Origin of the sequence: Peptostreptococcus stomatis DSM 17678, from assembly GCF_000147675.1 — a bacterium.
In the GTDB taxonomy this organism is placed as follows: Bacteria; Bacillota; Clostridia; order Peptostreptococcales; family Peptostreptococcaceae; genus Peptostreptococcus; species Peptostreptococcus stomatis.
Genome location: NZ_ADGQ01000056.1, coordinates 1 through 16,930, shown reverse-complemented (window position 1 = coordinate 16,930; position 16,930 = coordinate 1). Strand labels below are relative to the sequence as shown.

At 37.6% G+C, this 16,930-nt stretch carries 13 protein-coding genes; all 13 read left to right on the top strand.

All coding sequences use genetic code 11. The features are described from left to right. The first annotated feature begins 8 nt into the window (after positions 1 to 8). Positions 9 to 290, top strand: a complete 282-nt coding sequence (locus HMPREF0634_RS05130) for a hypothetical protein (RefSeq protein ID WP_007789625.1) — start codon at positions 9 to 11, stop codon at positions 288 to 290. Positions 291 to 514: 224 nt separating this feature from the next. Beyond that, positions 515 to 1,702 carry a CaiB/BaiF CoA transferase family protein gene (locus HMPREF0634_RS05125; protein ID WP_007789654.1) on the top strand — a complete coding sequence of 396 codons (1,188 nt, stop codon included), beginning with the start codon at positions 515 to 517 and terminating at the stop codon, positions 1,700 to 1,702. Between the two features lie 192 nt (positions 1,703 to 1,894). Continuing rightward, positions 1,895 to 3,064 carry an ABC transporter ATP-binding protein gene (locus HMPREF0634_RS05120; protein ID WP_007789634.1) on the top strand — a complete coding sequence of 390 codons (1,170 nt, stop codon included), beginning with the start codon at positions 1,895 to 1,897 and terminating at the stop codon, positions 3,062 to 3,064. A 22-nt stretch (positions 3,065 to 3,086) separates the two neighbouring features. Continuing rightward, positions 3,087 to 4,748: a glycine betaine ABC transporter substrate-binding protein gene (locus tag HMPREF0634_RS10055; RefSeq protein ID WP_007789727.1), complete on the top strand. Its 1,662-nt coding sequence runs from the start codon at positions 3,087 to 3,089 to the stop codon at positions 4,746 to 4,748. Between the two features lie 29 nt (positions 4,749 to 4,777). After that, positions 4,778 to 5,413, top strand: a complete 636-nt coding sequence (locus tag HMPREF0634_RS05110) for an ABC transporter permease (protein ID WP_007789720.1) — start codon at positions 4,778 to 4,780, stop codon at positions 5,411 to 5,413. Positions 5,414 to 5,670: 257 nt separating this feature from the next. Further along, positions 5,671 to 6,135, top strand: a complete 465-nt coding sequence (gene bcp, locus HMPREF0634_RS05105; RefSeq protein WP_007789712.1) for a thioredoxin-dependent thiol peroxidase — start codon at positions 5,671 to 5,673, stop codon at positions 6,133 to 6,135. Positions 6,136 to 6,346: 211 nt separating this feature from the next. Continuing rightward, positions 6,347 to 8,368 (top strand): NAD-dependent DNA ligase LigA, encoded by a 2,022-nt coding sequence (gene ligA / locus HMPREF0634_RS05100; protein ID WP_207326443.1) that lies wholly within the window; start codon positions 6,347 to 6,349, stop codon positions 8,366 to 8,368. A gap of 96 nt (positions 8,369 to 8,464) precedes the next feature. Then, a complete protein-coding gene (gene rph / locus HMPREF0634_RS05095) occupies positions 8,465 to 9,943 on the top strand; it encodes a ribonuclease PH (protein ID WP_083799389.1) in 1,479 nt (492 codons plus the stop codon). 39 nt (positions 9,944 to 9,982) lie between these two features. After that, the gene (locus HMPREF0634_RS05090; RefSeq protein WP_007789714.1) at positions 9,983 to 10,456 is read left to right on the top strand and encodes a metallophosphoesterase family protein; all 474 of its coding nucleotides are present in this window, start codon (positions 9,983 to 9,985) and stop codon (positions 10,454 to 10,456) included. Between the two features lie 124 nt (positions 10,457 to 10,580). Next, positions 10,581 to 11,864: a trigger factor gene (gene tig, locus HMPREF0634_RS05085; protein ID WP_007789674.1), complete on the top strand. Its 1,284-nt coding sequence runs from the start codon at positions 10,581 to 10,583 to the stop codon at positions 11,862 to 11,864. Between the two features lie 164 nt (positions 11,865 to 12,028). Continuing rightward, on the top strand, positions 12,029 to 12,613 hold the full coding sequence (gene clpP, locus HMPREF0634_RS05080; protein WP_007789698.1) for an ATP-dependent Clp endopeptidase proteolytic subunit ClpP: 585 nt from the start codon (positions 12,029 to 12,031) through the stop codon (positions 12,611 to 12,613). 26 nt (positions 12,614 to 12,639) lie between these two features. Further along, positions 12,640 to 13,905 (top strand): ATP-dependent Clp protease ATP-binding subunit ClpX, encoded by a 1,266-nt coding sequence (clpX, locus tag HMPREF0634_RS05075; protein ID WP_007789694.1) that lies wholly within the window; start codon positions 12,640 to 12,642, stop codon positions 13,903 to 13,905. Positions 13,906 to 14,646: 741 nt separating this feature from the next. Further along, on the top strand, positions 14,647 to 16,920 hold the full coding sequence (locus tag HMPREF0634_RS09785; RefSeq protein WP_007789680.1) for a cell wall-binding repeat-containing protein: 2,274 nt from the start codon (positions 14,647 to 14,649) through the stop codon (positions 16,918 to 16,920). Positions 16,921 to 16,930 lie beyond the last annotated feature (10 nt).

Genomic DNA, 16,930 nt, shown 5'->3' with positions numbered 1-16,930 from the left:
GGATATATATGGAAAATATGAATATAGGTCAGGAATTTGACGTGAGAAAGTATGACATGTCTATGTATCAGATAGGCACATTTGTCTTTAATTATAGGGAAGAAGTTGAAAATGGTGAGAAGTTTGTTGAAATAGATGTTTACAAGTTGAGCCATCCTGTAGTTCTTTATATAAAGACTTACAGGGCCCCTTACTTTGAGGAAACAGAGCCAGTAGGTGTTTGTGAAGCCCTATATGAAGAGTTCTATCTGGCAGCAGACCAGGAGTCTGAAGACTCTGTTGAAAACTAGATCCTGCTTATCATGCTAGCTAGCCTTGCTTATGTAATAGGTAGCTATGCAGGGCTTATAATAGAAGTATATTGGGAGGTTAGTCTTATGACTAGCCTCTTTATAAATAATAGAAGTTTTTATTATTTTTTTGTAATTTTAGAATCTTTTCTTCAACGCTGTTTAAAATTCTACTAATATAATGTATAATAAAACCATAGACAAATTAATTATGGGGGGTTATTATGACTAATAATACAGCTTTATCAAATCTTAAAATCCTAGATTTTACTACTCTTTTGCCAGGTCCATATGCAACTCTAATGCTTGCTGATATGGGGGCTGAAGTATTGAAGGTAAGCTCAAAATCAAAGGTAGACCTAGTTTACAATATGGGAGCTTTTGATGAAGAAATAGGATTGAGTGCTAATCAGTTATGGCTTAACAGGAATAAGAAAACCATTTCCTTAAACCTAAAATCACCTAAGGCCATAGAAATTATCAAGGAATTGATTATGGAATACGACATAGTGATTGAACAATTCAGGCCGGGTGTAATGAAGAAGTTAGGCCTATCATATGAAGAACTTTCAAAGGTTAATCCTAAACTAATCTACTGTTCAGTATCTTCTTATGGTAATTCAGGACCAGCCATGAACAAGGCGGGTCATGATTGTAACTTTATGGCCCTAAGTGGTCTCCTATCTGTTGCAGGTAGAAAGTCTACAGGACCATCTTTAATGAGTACACAGTTAGGGGATATAGCAGGTGGTGCCCTGCATTCAGTAATAGGTATCCTAGCTGCTGTAAATTATAGGGAATTGAGTGGAAAGGGTCAGTATGTAGACATTTCTATGATGGATACAATTATACCGATGAATACCTTTGAGGGGGCATCTTTCTTGCTGGATGGCAATAAGAGAGAAAGAGAAGGCTTTGAATTGAATGGTAAGGGAATATATGATATATATGAAACTTCTGACAAGGAGTATATAACAGTTGGGTCTCTAGAGCCTAAGTTCCTAAAGAAATTAGCTGAGGCAGTCGGCTTACCGGAATTAATAGACAAGGGACCTACTCCAAATGACGGTGGTCTTCTAAAGGCTAGACTAGTTGAAATAATCAAGTCTAAACCATTAGCACATTGGAACCAGGTATTCGGTGACTTGGACGCTTGTATTGAACCAGTCTTAGACTTTGAGCAAGCCTTCAATCATGAACCACAGATCAAGGCTAGAGAGATGATAGTAGAGGTGGATGCTGGCAAAAAGAAAGTTCGTCAGTTTGCCATGCCTATAAAATTCTCAGAATCAGATGTTATTTATAAGTATGCTGGTAGGGAAATAGGCCATGATACTCAAGATATACTGAAGAAGCTAGGCTATAGTGACCAGGATATAGCTGACATGGATTCTGAAGATGTATTTAAGTAAATTAAAAACAAGTATATAAGTAAAAGTACTTTTTATTAAGAAAAATATGATTTGTAATGCCGACTGCTGGGGTTAGATAGGACCGTTCAGTCGGTATTAGCATATACGGTTAAGAGAGAATTAGGGTTTACTTGATATATTTAAATAAAAAACGGAGTATGTTTAAAATAATAATCCTAGAAAGGAGAACATATGATAAAGTACAAGAATATAACAAAAAAATATCCTAATGGTAAAATGGCAGTTAAAGATATCAATTTGGAATTCAATAGGGGTGAGTTTGTCTGTTTTATAGGAACCTCAGGTAGTGGTAAAACAACCCTAATGAGAATGTTAAATAGAATGCTTGAGCCAACTAGTGGCGAACTTACGATAGATGGTAAAAATATAAAAGACTTTAATGAGGTTGAATTACGTAGAAAAATTGGTTATGTAATCCAGCAAATTGGATTGATGCCACATATGACTATATATGAAAATATAACTATGGTGCCGAGATTATTGAAGTGGCCAGAGAATAAAATGAAAGAGAAGGCTGTCAAATTGATTAAGATGGTGGATTTGCCAGAGTCTTTTTTAAATAGATATCCATCTGAATTGTCTGGTGGACAGCAACAGAGGATAGGTGTTATAAGAGCCCTGGCAGCCGACCAGGATATAGTTTTGATGGATGAACCATTTGGTGCTTTAGATCCAGTGACTAGAGAGTCACTCCAGGATATCGTTAAAGAGTTACAAGTAAAAACGGGAAAGACATTTGTGATAGTTACCCACGATATGGATGAGGCTATAAAACTTGCGGATAAAATTGCCATATTGGACAAGGGTGAATTAATTCAATTCGATACTGTAGAAAATATTTTGTTAAATCCTAAAAATGAATTTGTCAAGAATATGATTGGTGAAGATAGACTGACGGAAGCCAAATTTGATCTGAGCACGGTTGAAGAAATAATGATGAAGAATCCTTATAAAATAAATGTAAAAGATAGCCTTAGAGCTGCAATGAATTTAATGTATAAAAAAAGAGTCGACACACTATTTGTGGTAGATGACAATAACATTTTATTAGGTGTGATAGATGCATTCGCAGTAAAGGTAAAAGAAAATAAGTTTTCTAGGCCGATAGAAGATTTTATCAAAAGGGCCTATGCAATACGTGTGGATACAAAGGTCAAATCAGCCTTGTACTATATAAATGAACTTAAATATAGGAATATACCAGTGATAGATAGTAAGGGCTGTCTTGTGGGTCTTATTACTAGGGCTGCTATGGTTGATTACTTATATAATAATTTTTGGAGTGATTATGAGCCTGGAGATTCAGAAGTCTTGCTAACTGAAGAGTATGAAGTCGAATAAAATAATTGAAGTAGGTGGTTAAATGATAAATTTAATTATAGAAAAATGGCCAGAATTATTTTTAAAAATAGGAGAACACCTATATATATCACTTATAGCCTTGTCTTTAGGTGTTTTGGTGGCAGTGCCAGTAGGTGTGTTAATTACAAAAAATAAGACCCTAACAAAGGTAGTAATGACTATAGCATCTGTATTTCAGACTATACCATCCTTGTCCTTGTTAGCTATAATGATACCTATCTTTGGAGTAGGTAAGCTACCTGCTATAATAGCTATTTTTATTTATTCCCTACTTCCAGTTCTTAGAAATACAGTTCTTGGTATGAATGGAGTAGATGAAAATATATTAGATGCTGCAAAGGGCATGGGGATGACATTTTCACAAATAATTTGTCGTATACAGATTAGGTTGGCTGCACCCGTAATAATGGCAGGTATTAGGTTGTCGGCTGTATATGTCATAGCCTGGACTACGCTGGCATCCTATGTAGGTGCAGGAGGTCTTGGAGATTTCATATTTTCTGGTCTGACCTTATTTAATGTACCCATGATTGTAATGGGAGCCTTACCAGTTACAGTTATAGCCCTAGTAATTGATTTTATATTAGCCAGGTTAGAAAAATTTGTTCAGCCTAAAACCAAATCACAGTATAAGGGCAAGTCAGGTTCAAAAGAAGTTGAGTTAGATATACAAGGCAAGAAGAAAAATACGGTTAAAAAAGTACCACTTCTATTTTTATCCTTATTTTTATCGATAAGTCTAACCGCATGTTCTTTACCAGGTTTGGAGGGAGATACATCTAAGGGAGATATAGTTATAGCTGGTGGTAGTACATCAGAAAGACAGATAGTCTCACAAATACAGAAGCAAATGATAGAACACTACTACCCTAAAAGGAAGGTATCTATAATTAACAACCTGTCTTCATCCATGCTACTATTCCAGGCTATGGATGGTGGACATGCCAATTTGGCCTCTGTAATGTATACAGGGACATCCTTGACTGGTGAACTAAAGATGGAGCCTACGACAGATACTGACTTTGCCCTAAAAAAAGTAGTCAATGGTTTCTATAAAGAATTTGGCTTGGTTTGGTTGCCAACATATGGATTTGAAAATACCTATGTATTTATGGTAAGAGAAGATTTTGCCAAGAAACATAAACTCGAAAAGGTCAGTGACCTAAAGAAGATATCCAAAGATATAATGGCGGGCGTTGATACGAGTTGGATAAATAGAAAGGGCGATGGTTATGAAGCCTTTAAGGAAAAATATGGTTTTGATTTTAAGTCCATACTACCTATGGATGTTAGTCTAGTATACAGTGCAGTTAATTCAGGCAAAATGGATGTTGTTTTAGGATTTTCTACTGATGGTAGGATAAAGGCCTATGGTCTAAAATTATTAGAGGATGACTTAAGACTCTTTCCACCATATGATGCTTCTCCTGTTGTAGACAAGAAGATATTAAAAGAACATCCGGAAATTGTAGATGTACTATTGAAGTTGGATGGAGCAATTCCTAGTGAAAAAATGCAGGAGTTAAATAACCTATGTGATGGTCACAAGATTGAAGCAAATGTAGTTGCAGAAAGGTTTTTAAAAGCCAACAACTATTTTGAGTCAAAGAAAATAAGTCCTCTACAGTCTAGGGCCATGTATAAAAAATTGCTTGGCATGTAGGGTACCTATGGAGAAGGGAGTGATATTCTTTGAAAGAATTGTTTGAGTATTATCAGATAAATGGACATGTTGTATTTGAACAGTTTATAAGGCACTTTTTAATTTCCGTATACGGAGTCCTATTTGCATGCTTGCTAGCTATTCCAGTCGGTATGTATATCAGTAGGTATAGAAAACTTTCTGGATTTGTTATAGGTATAGCCAATGTCATTCAGACGATACCATCTTTGGCCTTGCTATCAATATTAATGGTAGCGATGGGGCTTGGGACTAATACGGTTGTAGCGACAGTATTTTTATACTCAATATTGCCGATTTTGAAAAACACCTGTACAGGTCTAAACAATGTGAGTTATGACCTGATTGATGTAGCAAAGGGTATGGGTATGACAAGGGGACAGATTCTCTTTAAGGTCAAGCTACCACTTTCTTTATCGGTGATTATTGGAGGTATTAGAAATGCCTTGGTTATAGCAGTGGGTGTTACTACAATAGGTACCTTTATAGGTGCTGGTGGACTAGGAGATATAATTTCAAGGGGAATAGTTGTTACTAATGGTTCTGCCATTATTTGGGCTGGAACGATACCAACAGCAATTATGGCCGTCGTGTTTGACTTGGCTCTAGGAGGTTTGGAATCGAAATTAACAAAAAGAGTATCATAGGAATATTTAAGAGGGTAAACCTATAAATTTCCATATAAAAGTGCAGGCAAACTGTCTTATGATACTTTAAGCAAGGATAGAAAATGTGCCGACTGGCAAGGGTTAGATTAAAAGTCTGAGTCTTGCTAGGTCGGTATTTTTAATATATTTTAACTTTAGGCCCAATATCGTGGATATTTAAGGAAGAATGGTTTATAATTTATGTATTGAATATATATTAAAAACAATAAAAATTTGGAGAAAATAAGGAGAAGATTATGAACATAGGAGATAAGGCACCAGATTTTAAATTAATGGACAAGGATAATAATGAAGTAACTTTAAGTCAGTTTAGGGGCAAGAAGGTAATCTTGTATTTTTACCCAAAGGACAATACACCAGGCTGTACTAAACAGGCCTGCAACTTCAGGGACAATTACCCCCAGATAGTAGCCAAGGGGGCTGAGGTTATAGGTATCAGCAAGGACAGTGCTAAAACTCATACAAATTTTGCTACTAAGCACGAGCTACCATTTATACTCTTATCAGACCCAGATGTTAGGGTAATCCAGGCCTATGGGGCTTGGAAGGAAAAGAAGATGTATGGAAAGACATTCTTGGGCATAGAAAGGACAAGCTTCCTTATAGATGAAGAGGGTATAATAGTAGATATAGTAAATGGCAAGAGGATGAAGGCTGCTACAAATGCAGATGATATAATTGCTGGTGGCTTTCTAGACTAAGGCTAGGTTGCCTGCATATAGGTATTTTTAAAAACTTGCATAGTAGATATAATATAAAGGCGATAGACCAGCTAAAGTTTAAATGCTATATATTATAAATGATTAAAAACAGGTAGGTAAAAACATGAAGTTAATAGATGAAAATTTATATATGGAAAAAGTTAGGGATGGCTTGACTCAAAATCTGATTTCAAAAAAAGAAGCAGGTTTGATGGTAGGGGACCTTATTGAAATTCTGAACTACCACAGTGACAGGTATTATAATTCAGATAGTCCAGAGATAAGTGATATGGACTATGACAGGCTGATGAAGAGCCTGATTTTACTAGAGGAGGCCTTTCCAGAATACAAAAAGAAGGACTCCCCAACAGTAAGGGTAGGAGGTAGGGCCCTTGACAAGTTTGACCAATACCAGCACGAGAGGCCTATGTTGAGTCTTTCCAATGTATTTAATAATGAGGAAATAAGAGACTTTGACAGGAGGGTTCGTGGGGGTCTAGAGCCAGCTAATGGCCAGGTAAACTACGTGGTTGAGACCAAGATAGATGGCTTGTCGGTAGGTTTGACCTATGAAGACGGCTATCTGAGGGTAGGAGCTACCAGGGGTGATGGTTATATAGGAGAAAATGTAACTGAGAATATAAAGACTATAGCCAGTATACCTATCAAGATAGATGAAAAGAGAAAGCTAGTTGCCAGGGGTGAGGTCTATATATCAAAAAGTGATTTTGAGGCTGTTAATGCCTACCAGGAGGACCACGACCTCCAGACATATGCCAACCCAAGAAACCTAGCAGCAGGATCTCTTAGGCAGTTGGACCCAAAATTGGCAGCCAAGAGGCCTCTGGATATATTTATCTTTAACCTAGAAAATATTGATGACCTGGGGATAGAAAAGCACAGTCAGTCATTTGACTATATGAAGTCTCTGGGCTTGAAGGTAAATGAAGAGTACAAGTTGTGCAAGGACATTGAAGAGGTAATAGACTATATAGAATATTGGACAGAAAATAGGTCTAGCCTGCCCTATGAGATTGATGGCATGGTTATCAAGGTTGATTCCATAGCCCAAAGAGAGGCCCTAGGCTTCACTGCCAAGAGTCCTAGGTGGGCTACTGCCTTTAAATTCCCGGCAGAGAGGAAGAAGACCAAGTTGTTGGATATAGAGGTAGAAGTAGGCAGGACGGGTACTATAACCCCTACTGCAATACTGGAGCCTGTAAGATTGGCAGGTACCATGGTTAGCAGGGCAACCCTCCACAATGAAGACTACATTAAAGAAAGGGATATAAGGATAGGGGATAGGGTCTTGGTCCAAAAGGCTGGAGATATTATTCCCCAGGTAGTTGAGGTGTCCCTGGATGATAGGACTGGCCAAGAAGTCATGTTTGATATGCCTCATGAGTGCCCAGCCTGTGGTCAGGAAACTGTAAGGCTAGATGGGGAGGCAGCTGTCAAGTGCATCAATATTTCTTGCCCTGCCCAGATCAGGAGGGGCATTATCCACTTTGTATCAAGAGATGCCATGGATATAGAAGGGATGGGTGAGTCAATTATCACAAGTCTCCTGGACAAGGGGGTAATAAAGGATATAGCTGACCTTTACTATATGGATCCAGATATATTGGTAAGTTTAGACCGTATGGGACAAAAGTCTGTTGCCAACCTTATGGCATCTATAGAAAAGTCCAAGTCAAATGACCTATGGAGGTTGATAAATGGACTAGGTATAAGGTTTGTAGGAGTCAAGGGAGCTAAACTATTGGCAGATGCTTGTGGTTCTATGGATAAGATAATGGCAGCCAGTGAAGAGGACCTAATACAGATAGAAGAATTTGGCCAGATAATGTCAGACAGTGTGGTTAAGTTTTTCCACGAAGACAAGAACAAGTTGACAGTGGAAAAGTTGAGGCAGGCAGGCCTTAACATGGAAGTTATAGAAAAGGAAGACCAGGGTATAGCCAAGGTATTTGAAGGAATGAAGATAGTCCTTACAGGTACCCTGCCTAGTATGAAGAGGAATGATGCCAAGGCCCTAATAGAAGAAAGGGCGGGTAAGGCCACTTCAAGTGTCAGCAAGTCTACAAGTTTTGTCTTGGCTGGTGAGGAGGCAGGTTCTAAACTGGACAAGGCCCTATCCTTGGGTGTCAAGGTAATAGATGAGGCCAAGTTTATGGAATTGGTTGGATGCCAGAGTCAAGAAGATGTCAAGGCAATATTAGAAGAAATATAGGTCTTGCTGCAAGATAAAAATCTATTTGAACTTATGCTTGTATCTTTATATGAGTAGGAATAAATTGCTTGATTATATAATCAAGATGGAATATAGATGAAAAGAGGGGATTTAGTGACAAATTCAAGTATTAAAGAGACCAAAGTGGTCAAGTCTACTGGAAGGCTAGAAAATGAAATAGCTAATGAAGGGCCTATCTTAGGTGGTGAAAGAAGAGGGCCAAGGCCAGATGGCAGGCAATATGACCAGCTAAGACCGGTCAATATAACCAGGAATTATACTATGCATTCAGCGGGTTCTGTCCTAATAGAAGTAGGTAATACCAAGGTTATTTGTACAGCATCTGTAGAAGATGGGGTACCGGGATTTATGAAGGGTACAGGTAAGGGTTGGATAAGTGCAGAATATTCAATGCTACCTTCTGCTACTGAGACAAGGAAGAGGAGGGACTCTAGCAAGGGAAGGGTCGATGGCAGGAGCCAGGAAATTCAGAGGTTGATAGGTAGGTCCATCAGGTCTGTAGTAAACCTGGAAGACCTTGGTGAGAGGACTATATGGATAGACTGTGATGTTATCCAGGCCGATGGTGGTACAAGGACTGCCTCTATTACCGGGGCCTTTGTGGCCTTGGCAGATGCCCTATACAAGCTTTACCAGGCAGGTGACATCAAGAAAATGCCTTTAACAAGTATGTTGGCAGCAGTTAGTGTTGGTGTAGTAGATTCCCAGGTATGCCTGGATATATGCTACCAGGAAGATTCAAATGCCGAGGTTGATACAAATATTATCATGAACAACAAGGGTCAATTTATAGAAATCCAGTGTACTGGCGAGGAAAGACCCTTTACTAGGGATGAAATGGACAAGATACTTGAATATGCAGAAAAAGGAAATAGGGACCTGATGAGGATCCAGAGAAGGGTCCTTGGTGAGGTCGCCGATGCAATTATTGGAACCGAATACGAAAGAGAGGCCATTATAGCAACGGGCAATATGCACAAGCTTGAAGAAATCCAGAAGATGTTGGCAGACATGGACTTTGATATAAAGTCTTTAAAGGATGTAGACCTAGATGGTGTAGAGATAATAGAGAATGGCAAGACCTTCGAGCACAATGCCCTAATAAAGGCAAGGACTATCTCTAAGTTGACAGGCAAGATTGCCATAGGTGATGATTCAGGCATAGAGGTAGATGCCCTGGGTAAGAGGCCTGGCATATATTCGGCCAGGTATGCGGGTGAAAATGCCACAGATGAAGAAAACAGGATAAAGATGTTTGAAGAACTAAAGGATGTGCCAATGGAAAAAAGGACAGCCAGGTTTGTCTGTGTAATAGCTACAGTATTCCCAGATGGCAAGGAAATGTTGGCCAGGGGTAAGGTAGAAGGTAGGATAGCCCTTGAAGAGAGGGGACAAAATGGCTTTGGTTATGACTGTATGTTTATACCTGAAGGCTATGAAGAAACCTTTGGTCAGTTATCGCCTGAAGTCAAGAATTCCTTTAGCCATAGGTCAAGGGCCCTTGAACAAATGAAACTTAGGCTAAAGGAAATTATAGATTCGAGGATTATATAGGCTTTTTAAAAGGCCTATTGCTAGAGAAGGGAGTTTAAAATGAAGTTATTGATCTTGTCTGATACACATGGGAACAGGCGAAGTATGGACAAATTGGTACCCTTCATAAGTCAAGAAATAGACTTGATGATACATGCAGGGGATAATTTTAGGGACTCCATTTACTTAAAGGACAAGACTTCCAAGCCGATAATGGCTGTTAGGGGAAATTGTGACTTTGAAATAGCAGATGGTGAATTGGTCTTTGAATTGGAAGGTCTAACCTTTATGCTTGTCCATGGCCACATGCACAGGGTAAAGTACGGACTGGAAGTACTAGCCCAGGATGCCCATGAAAAGGGGGCTGATATAGTTATCTTCGGCCATACCCATATCAAGGAAAATAAAATAATAGGTGGGGTTGAAATGATAAATCCAGGAAGTTTGTCCCTGCCTAGAGATGGAATCAAGGGGTCTTATGTAGTTATGGACCTGGAAAATGGAAAATATACCTATTCATATTATGATAATTAAGGAAAGCATTGTATTTTAACCTTTTTTATAGTATAATTATGTGGTTGAATTGTGTTTAAAATTATAACTTGAATAATTAAAAAACAATAATAGTATATTTAGGTGACGTGTAGGAGGATTATTTATGAAACCAGAGTTAATAAAAAAAGAAGGATATTCCGTAAATTTTGAGATCGCTATAGATGCTGCAGAATTCGAGGGAGCAATAGACAAGGCTTACAAGAAGACTAAATCTAGATACAATATAGCTGGATTTAGAAAGGGTAAGGCTCCAAGAAAGATAATAGAATTAAACTATGGTAAGGGTGTATTCTTCAATGATGCCCTAGATATACTACTACCAGAAGTATATCCAACAGCAGTAGACGAGCTAGGTCTATATGTTGTTAGCCAGCCAAGTATAGATATAAAGGAAGTTAAAGAGGACGGTTCACTAGTACTTGTAGTAGATGTAGATGTTAGACCTGAATTAACAGTAGAAAACTACAAGGGTGTAGAAATAGAAAAGGTTGATGCTGAAGTAACTGAAGACCAGATTGACGATGAACTAAAGGCCCTAGTTGAAAGACAGTCTAGGATGGTAGACACAGAAGGCCCTATAGAAAATGGAAATATTGCAGTTATAGACTTCAAGGGACTATTAGATGGAGAAACTTTTGAAGGTGGTACATCTGAAGGATATTCACTAGAAGTGGGTTCTGGTACATTTATACCAGGCTTTGAAGACCAGCTAGTAGGTAAAAAGGCTGGAGAAGAAATAAATGTTGATGTTACTTTCCCAGAGGACTACCCAGCTGAAGAATTAGCAGGTAAGCCGGTAGTATTCGAAGTAAAGATTAAGGAAATCAAGGTAAAGGAATTACCAGACCTAGATGATGACTTCGCTAAGGATACAACTGAATTTGAGTCATTAGAAGAATTAAAGAACGACATCAAGGCTAACCTTCAGAAGAAGGCTGATGAAGAAGCCAAGAATGAAATGAGAAATAAGGTTGTTGAAAAGATAGCTGAAACTGTTGAAGTAGATATACCAAACTCAATGGTAGAAAACCAGTTAGACAACCAGATGAACGAAATAAACATGCAGCTTAGCTACCAGGGATGGTCTCTTGAAAAGTTTGCTGAACTATCAGGCCAAACTCTAGAAGAAATCAGAGAAGCTAGAAGGGACGAAGCTAAGGCTCTAGTTAAGAACTCTCTAGTAATCGAAAAGATAGCTGAATTAGAAAATGTAGAAGTAACAGAAGCTGACATTGATGCAGACCTAGAAAACATGGCTAATATGTACGGCCTAGAACTTGAAAAGATCAAGGAAGTGGTTGGTCCTGATGAAAGAGAAGGCATCATTGCTAGATTAAAGAACACTAAGACAGTAGACATGCTACTAGAAGCTGCTGTACTTAAGTAATAAAATCTAGATTATATAGGTTAAATTTAGGTATATATTGTAATATAAAACATATAGACAAAGACCACATGACTATGTGGTCTTTGTCTTAAAGAATAACTTTATCAAGTGAAATTTGTAAACTATACTAAGACCAAGTAAAGTCGGATTAAGGAGGGAAAATTATGGCATTAGTACCTTATGTAGTAGAGCAAGATGGAAGAGGAGAGAGATCATATGATATCTACTCAAGGCTTCTAAAGGATAGAATAATATTCCTAGGTGATGAAGTAAATGATGCTACAGCCAGTCTAGTTGTTGCCCAGCTCCTATTTTTAGAGGCTGACGACCCAGACAAGGACATACATCTATACATCAATTCACCAGGAGGAAGTGTGACAGCAGGTTTGGCCATTTATGATACAATGCAGTATATAAAGCCGGATGTTAGTACTATATGTGTAGGTATGGCTGCATCTATGGGTGCCTTCCTATTGGCTGCTGGGGCCAAGGGTAAGAGGTATGCCCTACCAAACAGTACTATAATGATTCACCAGCCTCTAGGAGGATCAAGAGGTCAGGCGACTGATGTAGAGATTCATACAAAGTTCCTATTAAATACTAAGGAAAAGTTAAATACTATACTTTCACAGAGAACAGGTCAACCATATGATGTAGTAAAGGAAAACACTGAGCGTGATAACTTCATGACTGCAGACCAGGGCCAGGCCTTTGGTATAATAGACCATGTGATTGAAAACAGAGAGTAAGCATATTGATAGAAAGAGGTGATTGAGTGCCTAAGCAAGAAGAAAAGCAGTACAAGTGCTCCTTTTGTGGCAAGAGTCAGGACGAGGTAAAAAGGATAATAGCCGGACCTGGTGTCTATATTTGCGATGAGTGTGTGAGCGTTTGTAGCGAAATAATCAAGGAAGAAGTAGATGATAGTGAAGAATATGTAGAGGGTAACCTTCCTAAGCCAAAAGAAATCATGGCTATCCTGAATGACTATGTAATAGGCCAGAACAAGGCTAAGAAGGCTCTATCTGTAGCTGTATACAACCATTACAAGAGGATCTATGGTGATAAAATTGCTTCAGAAGATATAGAAATTCAGAAGAGTAATATTCTTTTGTTGGGGCCAACAGGTTCAGGTAAAACCCTACTTGCCCAGACACTAGCAAAGATATTGAATGTGCCATTTGCCATAGCAGATGCCACTTCATTGACAGAGGCAGGCTATGTAGGTGAAGACGTTGAAAATATAGTCCTAAAACTAGTTCAGGCTGCCGATTTTGATATAGAAAAGGCCCAGAGGGGTATCATCTATATAGACGAAATTGACAAGATATCAAGAAAGTCTGACAACCCATCAATAACAAGAGATGTAAGTGGTGAAGGAGTTCAGCAGGCCCTACTAAAGATACTAGAAGGAACTGTTGCCAATGTTCCACCATCAGGCGGAAGAAAGCACCCACACCAGGAATTTTTGAAGGTAGATACAACTAATATCCTATTCATCCTAGGTGGTGCCTTTGATGGTATAGAAAAGATAGTTCAAAAGCGTGGCAAGGACAAGGTTCTAGGTTTCGGCGCCAAGATAGAGAGCAAGACAGATATGGATATAGGTAAGTTGTATTCACAGGTAATACCGGATGACCTATTAAAGTATGGTTTGATACCTGAATTTGTAGGTAGAATACCGGTTCTGGCTACCCTAGACCTATTGGATGAAGAATCCCTAGTAAAGATTTTGACTGAGCCTAAGAATTCTCTAGTAAAGCAGTATACAAAGCTATTTGAATATGATGATACTAAGCTTGAGTTTGAACCAGAAGCCCTTTCAGCCATAGCCAAGAAGGCTATTGACAGAAATACAGGAGCCAGGGGTCTGAGGTCTATAATAGAACATTCTTTGATGGAGACTATGTATGAGATACCGTCTTTAGAGAATGTCGAAAAGGTCCTAGTAACAAAGGAGTGTATAGAAGACAAGGATGTCAAGCCAAGTATAATTTACATGGATCCTAGACAGGCCTTAGAGGCAAGCCCAATAGACTAAGTCAGAATAGGATAGCTTATAATTAAAAAAATACAAATGTATCAATCTTTTGACCGATAAAATGGCTCTATGTCAAATAAGGTTGGAGAAAATTCAAATTAATAAAATTTATTAAAATGTGGCAACATTCATAGCAAACTGATAGTTATGGATGTTGCTCTTTTTTATATATTTATATAATTGTTACCAAAGTTATTTGATATAGAACTATTATAATAGCAATATTTGAATAATGGAAAGTATTTCTAAGTGTTATTATTATTATGGTATTGACTAATTTTAATAGTATCTGTATTACAAGATATAGAAGGATAAGCAATTAACTGCTTTATTTCTATAAAAAGATTATTGTTTAATAAATATGTAGAAAAAAGAAAAATCAAACTTATAATTAGAGTATATTAGTGATTGCATGAAAGTTGCTAGCAAATTTGAAAGCTTTAAATAAAAGATAAGGAAAGAGATGGGTTTTATTGTAATATGAGATTTGTTTAAGAGGGACTAATAGATAAATTATTATATAATAATTTATAACAATAATAAAATTGTTTTTACAAATTATTATATAAGAGTTGACCGGTCTGTAAAAGGGGTTTATAATAATATTAGAAATCGTTTTTTTTTAATAGCGTTGGCTTTATTTGATTTGGTGTACTAGATATAAATAGACACAAATGGCTAATGTTTTTGTACTGTTTTTACAGATAAAAATAGGTGTACGTTTAATAGGGGTGGTATTTTATGAAATTTAAAAAATTAACAAGCATGGTATTATGTGCTTCTATGTTAGCAGTTATGGGACAGGGGTTCGTATCGTTTGCAAAAGAGCAAGATGATATCCTGTCTCACAATAAAGATCTTTTTAAAGAATATAACGATAGTGTAAAAGAAGGCTATGATATTAAAAATAACTGGCTAAAGCTTAAATTAGTACCATATAGCGAACATAATCTAATTGCAGCTGGGATTATACATGAGCTTGAAAATTTTCAGTTTGGTCCAGACACTCCGGAACCTGCAAAACCTGTAGGATTTTTATTACCGGAAGGAATAAATGCAAAAGAAGAACTGTTTGATTATATATACGATAGTTATATTTTTGGTTCTCTGGGTGTAACCGGTTCTGAAATTGAAAAATTTAGAAGTGTGGCTGAGCAATCTGGAAAAGGTGAGCTTTATAAAAAAGTGAAATATCCTGAAAGTGATATGTCTGCCAAGGGTGAAACCAATAAAGTTTGCAAGCTAACTGCGAATGAATTGAAAAACAAGACAATTGATATAAAGTCAGACCTTAGTACATTAAAAGCTTGGGAAGAATTTACATATGATGAGGACACAATAAATCGTGAAGGTACTTTTTATACTAAGATTTATTTAGCCTTAGAATTGCCAGATGGTTTGTCCTACACTAAATCGGATGGTAGGTATGACTTTCTACATGATCCAGAAGCTATAAAAGAATTGGTAGATGTGAAGAACCCGGATTATAAGATAAGAATAGTTGATATAAAAGGTAAAAAAGCAACTATAGAGTTGGTTTATAGAGTAGAAAGAGTCAATTTGGAGGGTTTTAAAAATAAGGCTAATTTAAACATAGACTTAAGTGTTGGTGGTATAAAGTTTGATAACATTAAAAGTCTTGACAAGAAATATACTATAAAGGGAAGTATTTATGGATATTTAAGTAATGGTGACCACGACCCAATACTTGCAAAACTTCCCATTCATATGGCTAAAAGTACAGATTATAAACCATATATAAGAGATGTAAATGCGTTTTCGACAATGCAAGAAAAGGCAGGTAAGGATGAAGCTTCGGATTTAGACAAGATTATGTCTATAACTGTGGCTGTAAAGAGTTGTACTGTCACTTTTATAAATGGAAGCAGTCAAAGTGAGGTATTGGTTGAGCCTGGAAAATCAATAAATGGTGATATTGATGATAGCCAGTCAATGCCATCAGATCCAACAAGGCTAGGATATACATTTAAAGGTTGGTTTACTCAACCAGATGGTAAGGGAGATAAGTTTACTGGAGATACAGTAGTTAATAGCGATATGACAGTATACGCATATTTTAAAAAGGATCCATCCAACCCATATAATCCAGGAAAGCCGGATCCTGGTAGGGTAGACGGAGACGATAGAATTGAGACAGGAATTAAGATTTCTCAAAAATACTACGATAAGGCTAAGACAGTAATAGTAGTTAGACATGACCTATTCCCAGACTCAATGACAGCATCAGTATTGGCTAAGTTAAAGGATGCTCCAATCCTACTTAACCCAACAAACAAGCTAGACCCTAGAGTGGGTGCTGAAATAAAGAGACTAGGTGCTGAAGAAGTAATCATAGTTGGTGGTCCAGACTCTATATCTGAAAAGGTAAGAGGAGACCTAAAGGCCTACGACAAGGATAAGGATGTAGAAAGAATCGCCGGTGTAGACAGGTACGGTACATCTGAAATGGTAGCAAGAAGAGTAACTGGTATAACAGGCAAGAAGAATACAGGAGTAATAGCTTCAGGCCAGGTATTCCCGGATGCCCTATCAGTAGGAACATTCGCATCAAGGGATGGATACCCAATATTACTAGTTAAGAAGAACCTTGTACCAGACCAGGTTGTAAGGGCTATCAAGGACCTAGACATCAAGAAGACTTATATAGCAGGTGGAACTAACACAATATCTAAGTCTACAGAAGCCAAGCTTCCAGGCGTTTTAGAGAGAATGGCAGGTAAGGACAGGTATGAAACATCAGTTGCCATAGCCAAGTCTAAGTTTAAGGATAGCAGAGAGGCCTTTATAGCATCAGGTGAAGAATTCGCAGATGCCCTAGTTATCTCACCAGTATCTGGTAAGTACAACAGGCCAACATTACTGGCATCAAGAAACAAGAAGACTAATGCTGTAGTTAAGAAGTATATAGAAGAATCTTACTTAACTAGTATTACAGCTATAGGTGGAGAAAAGTACCTACCAAAGAGTGTAATCTTAGATTTAGTCGGTAAGTAGAAAATTAAAT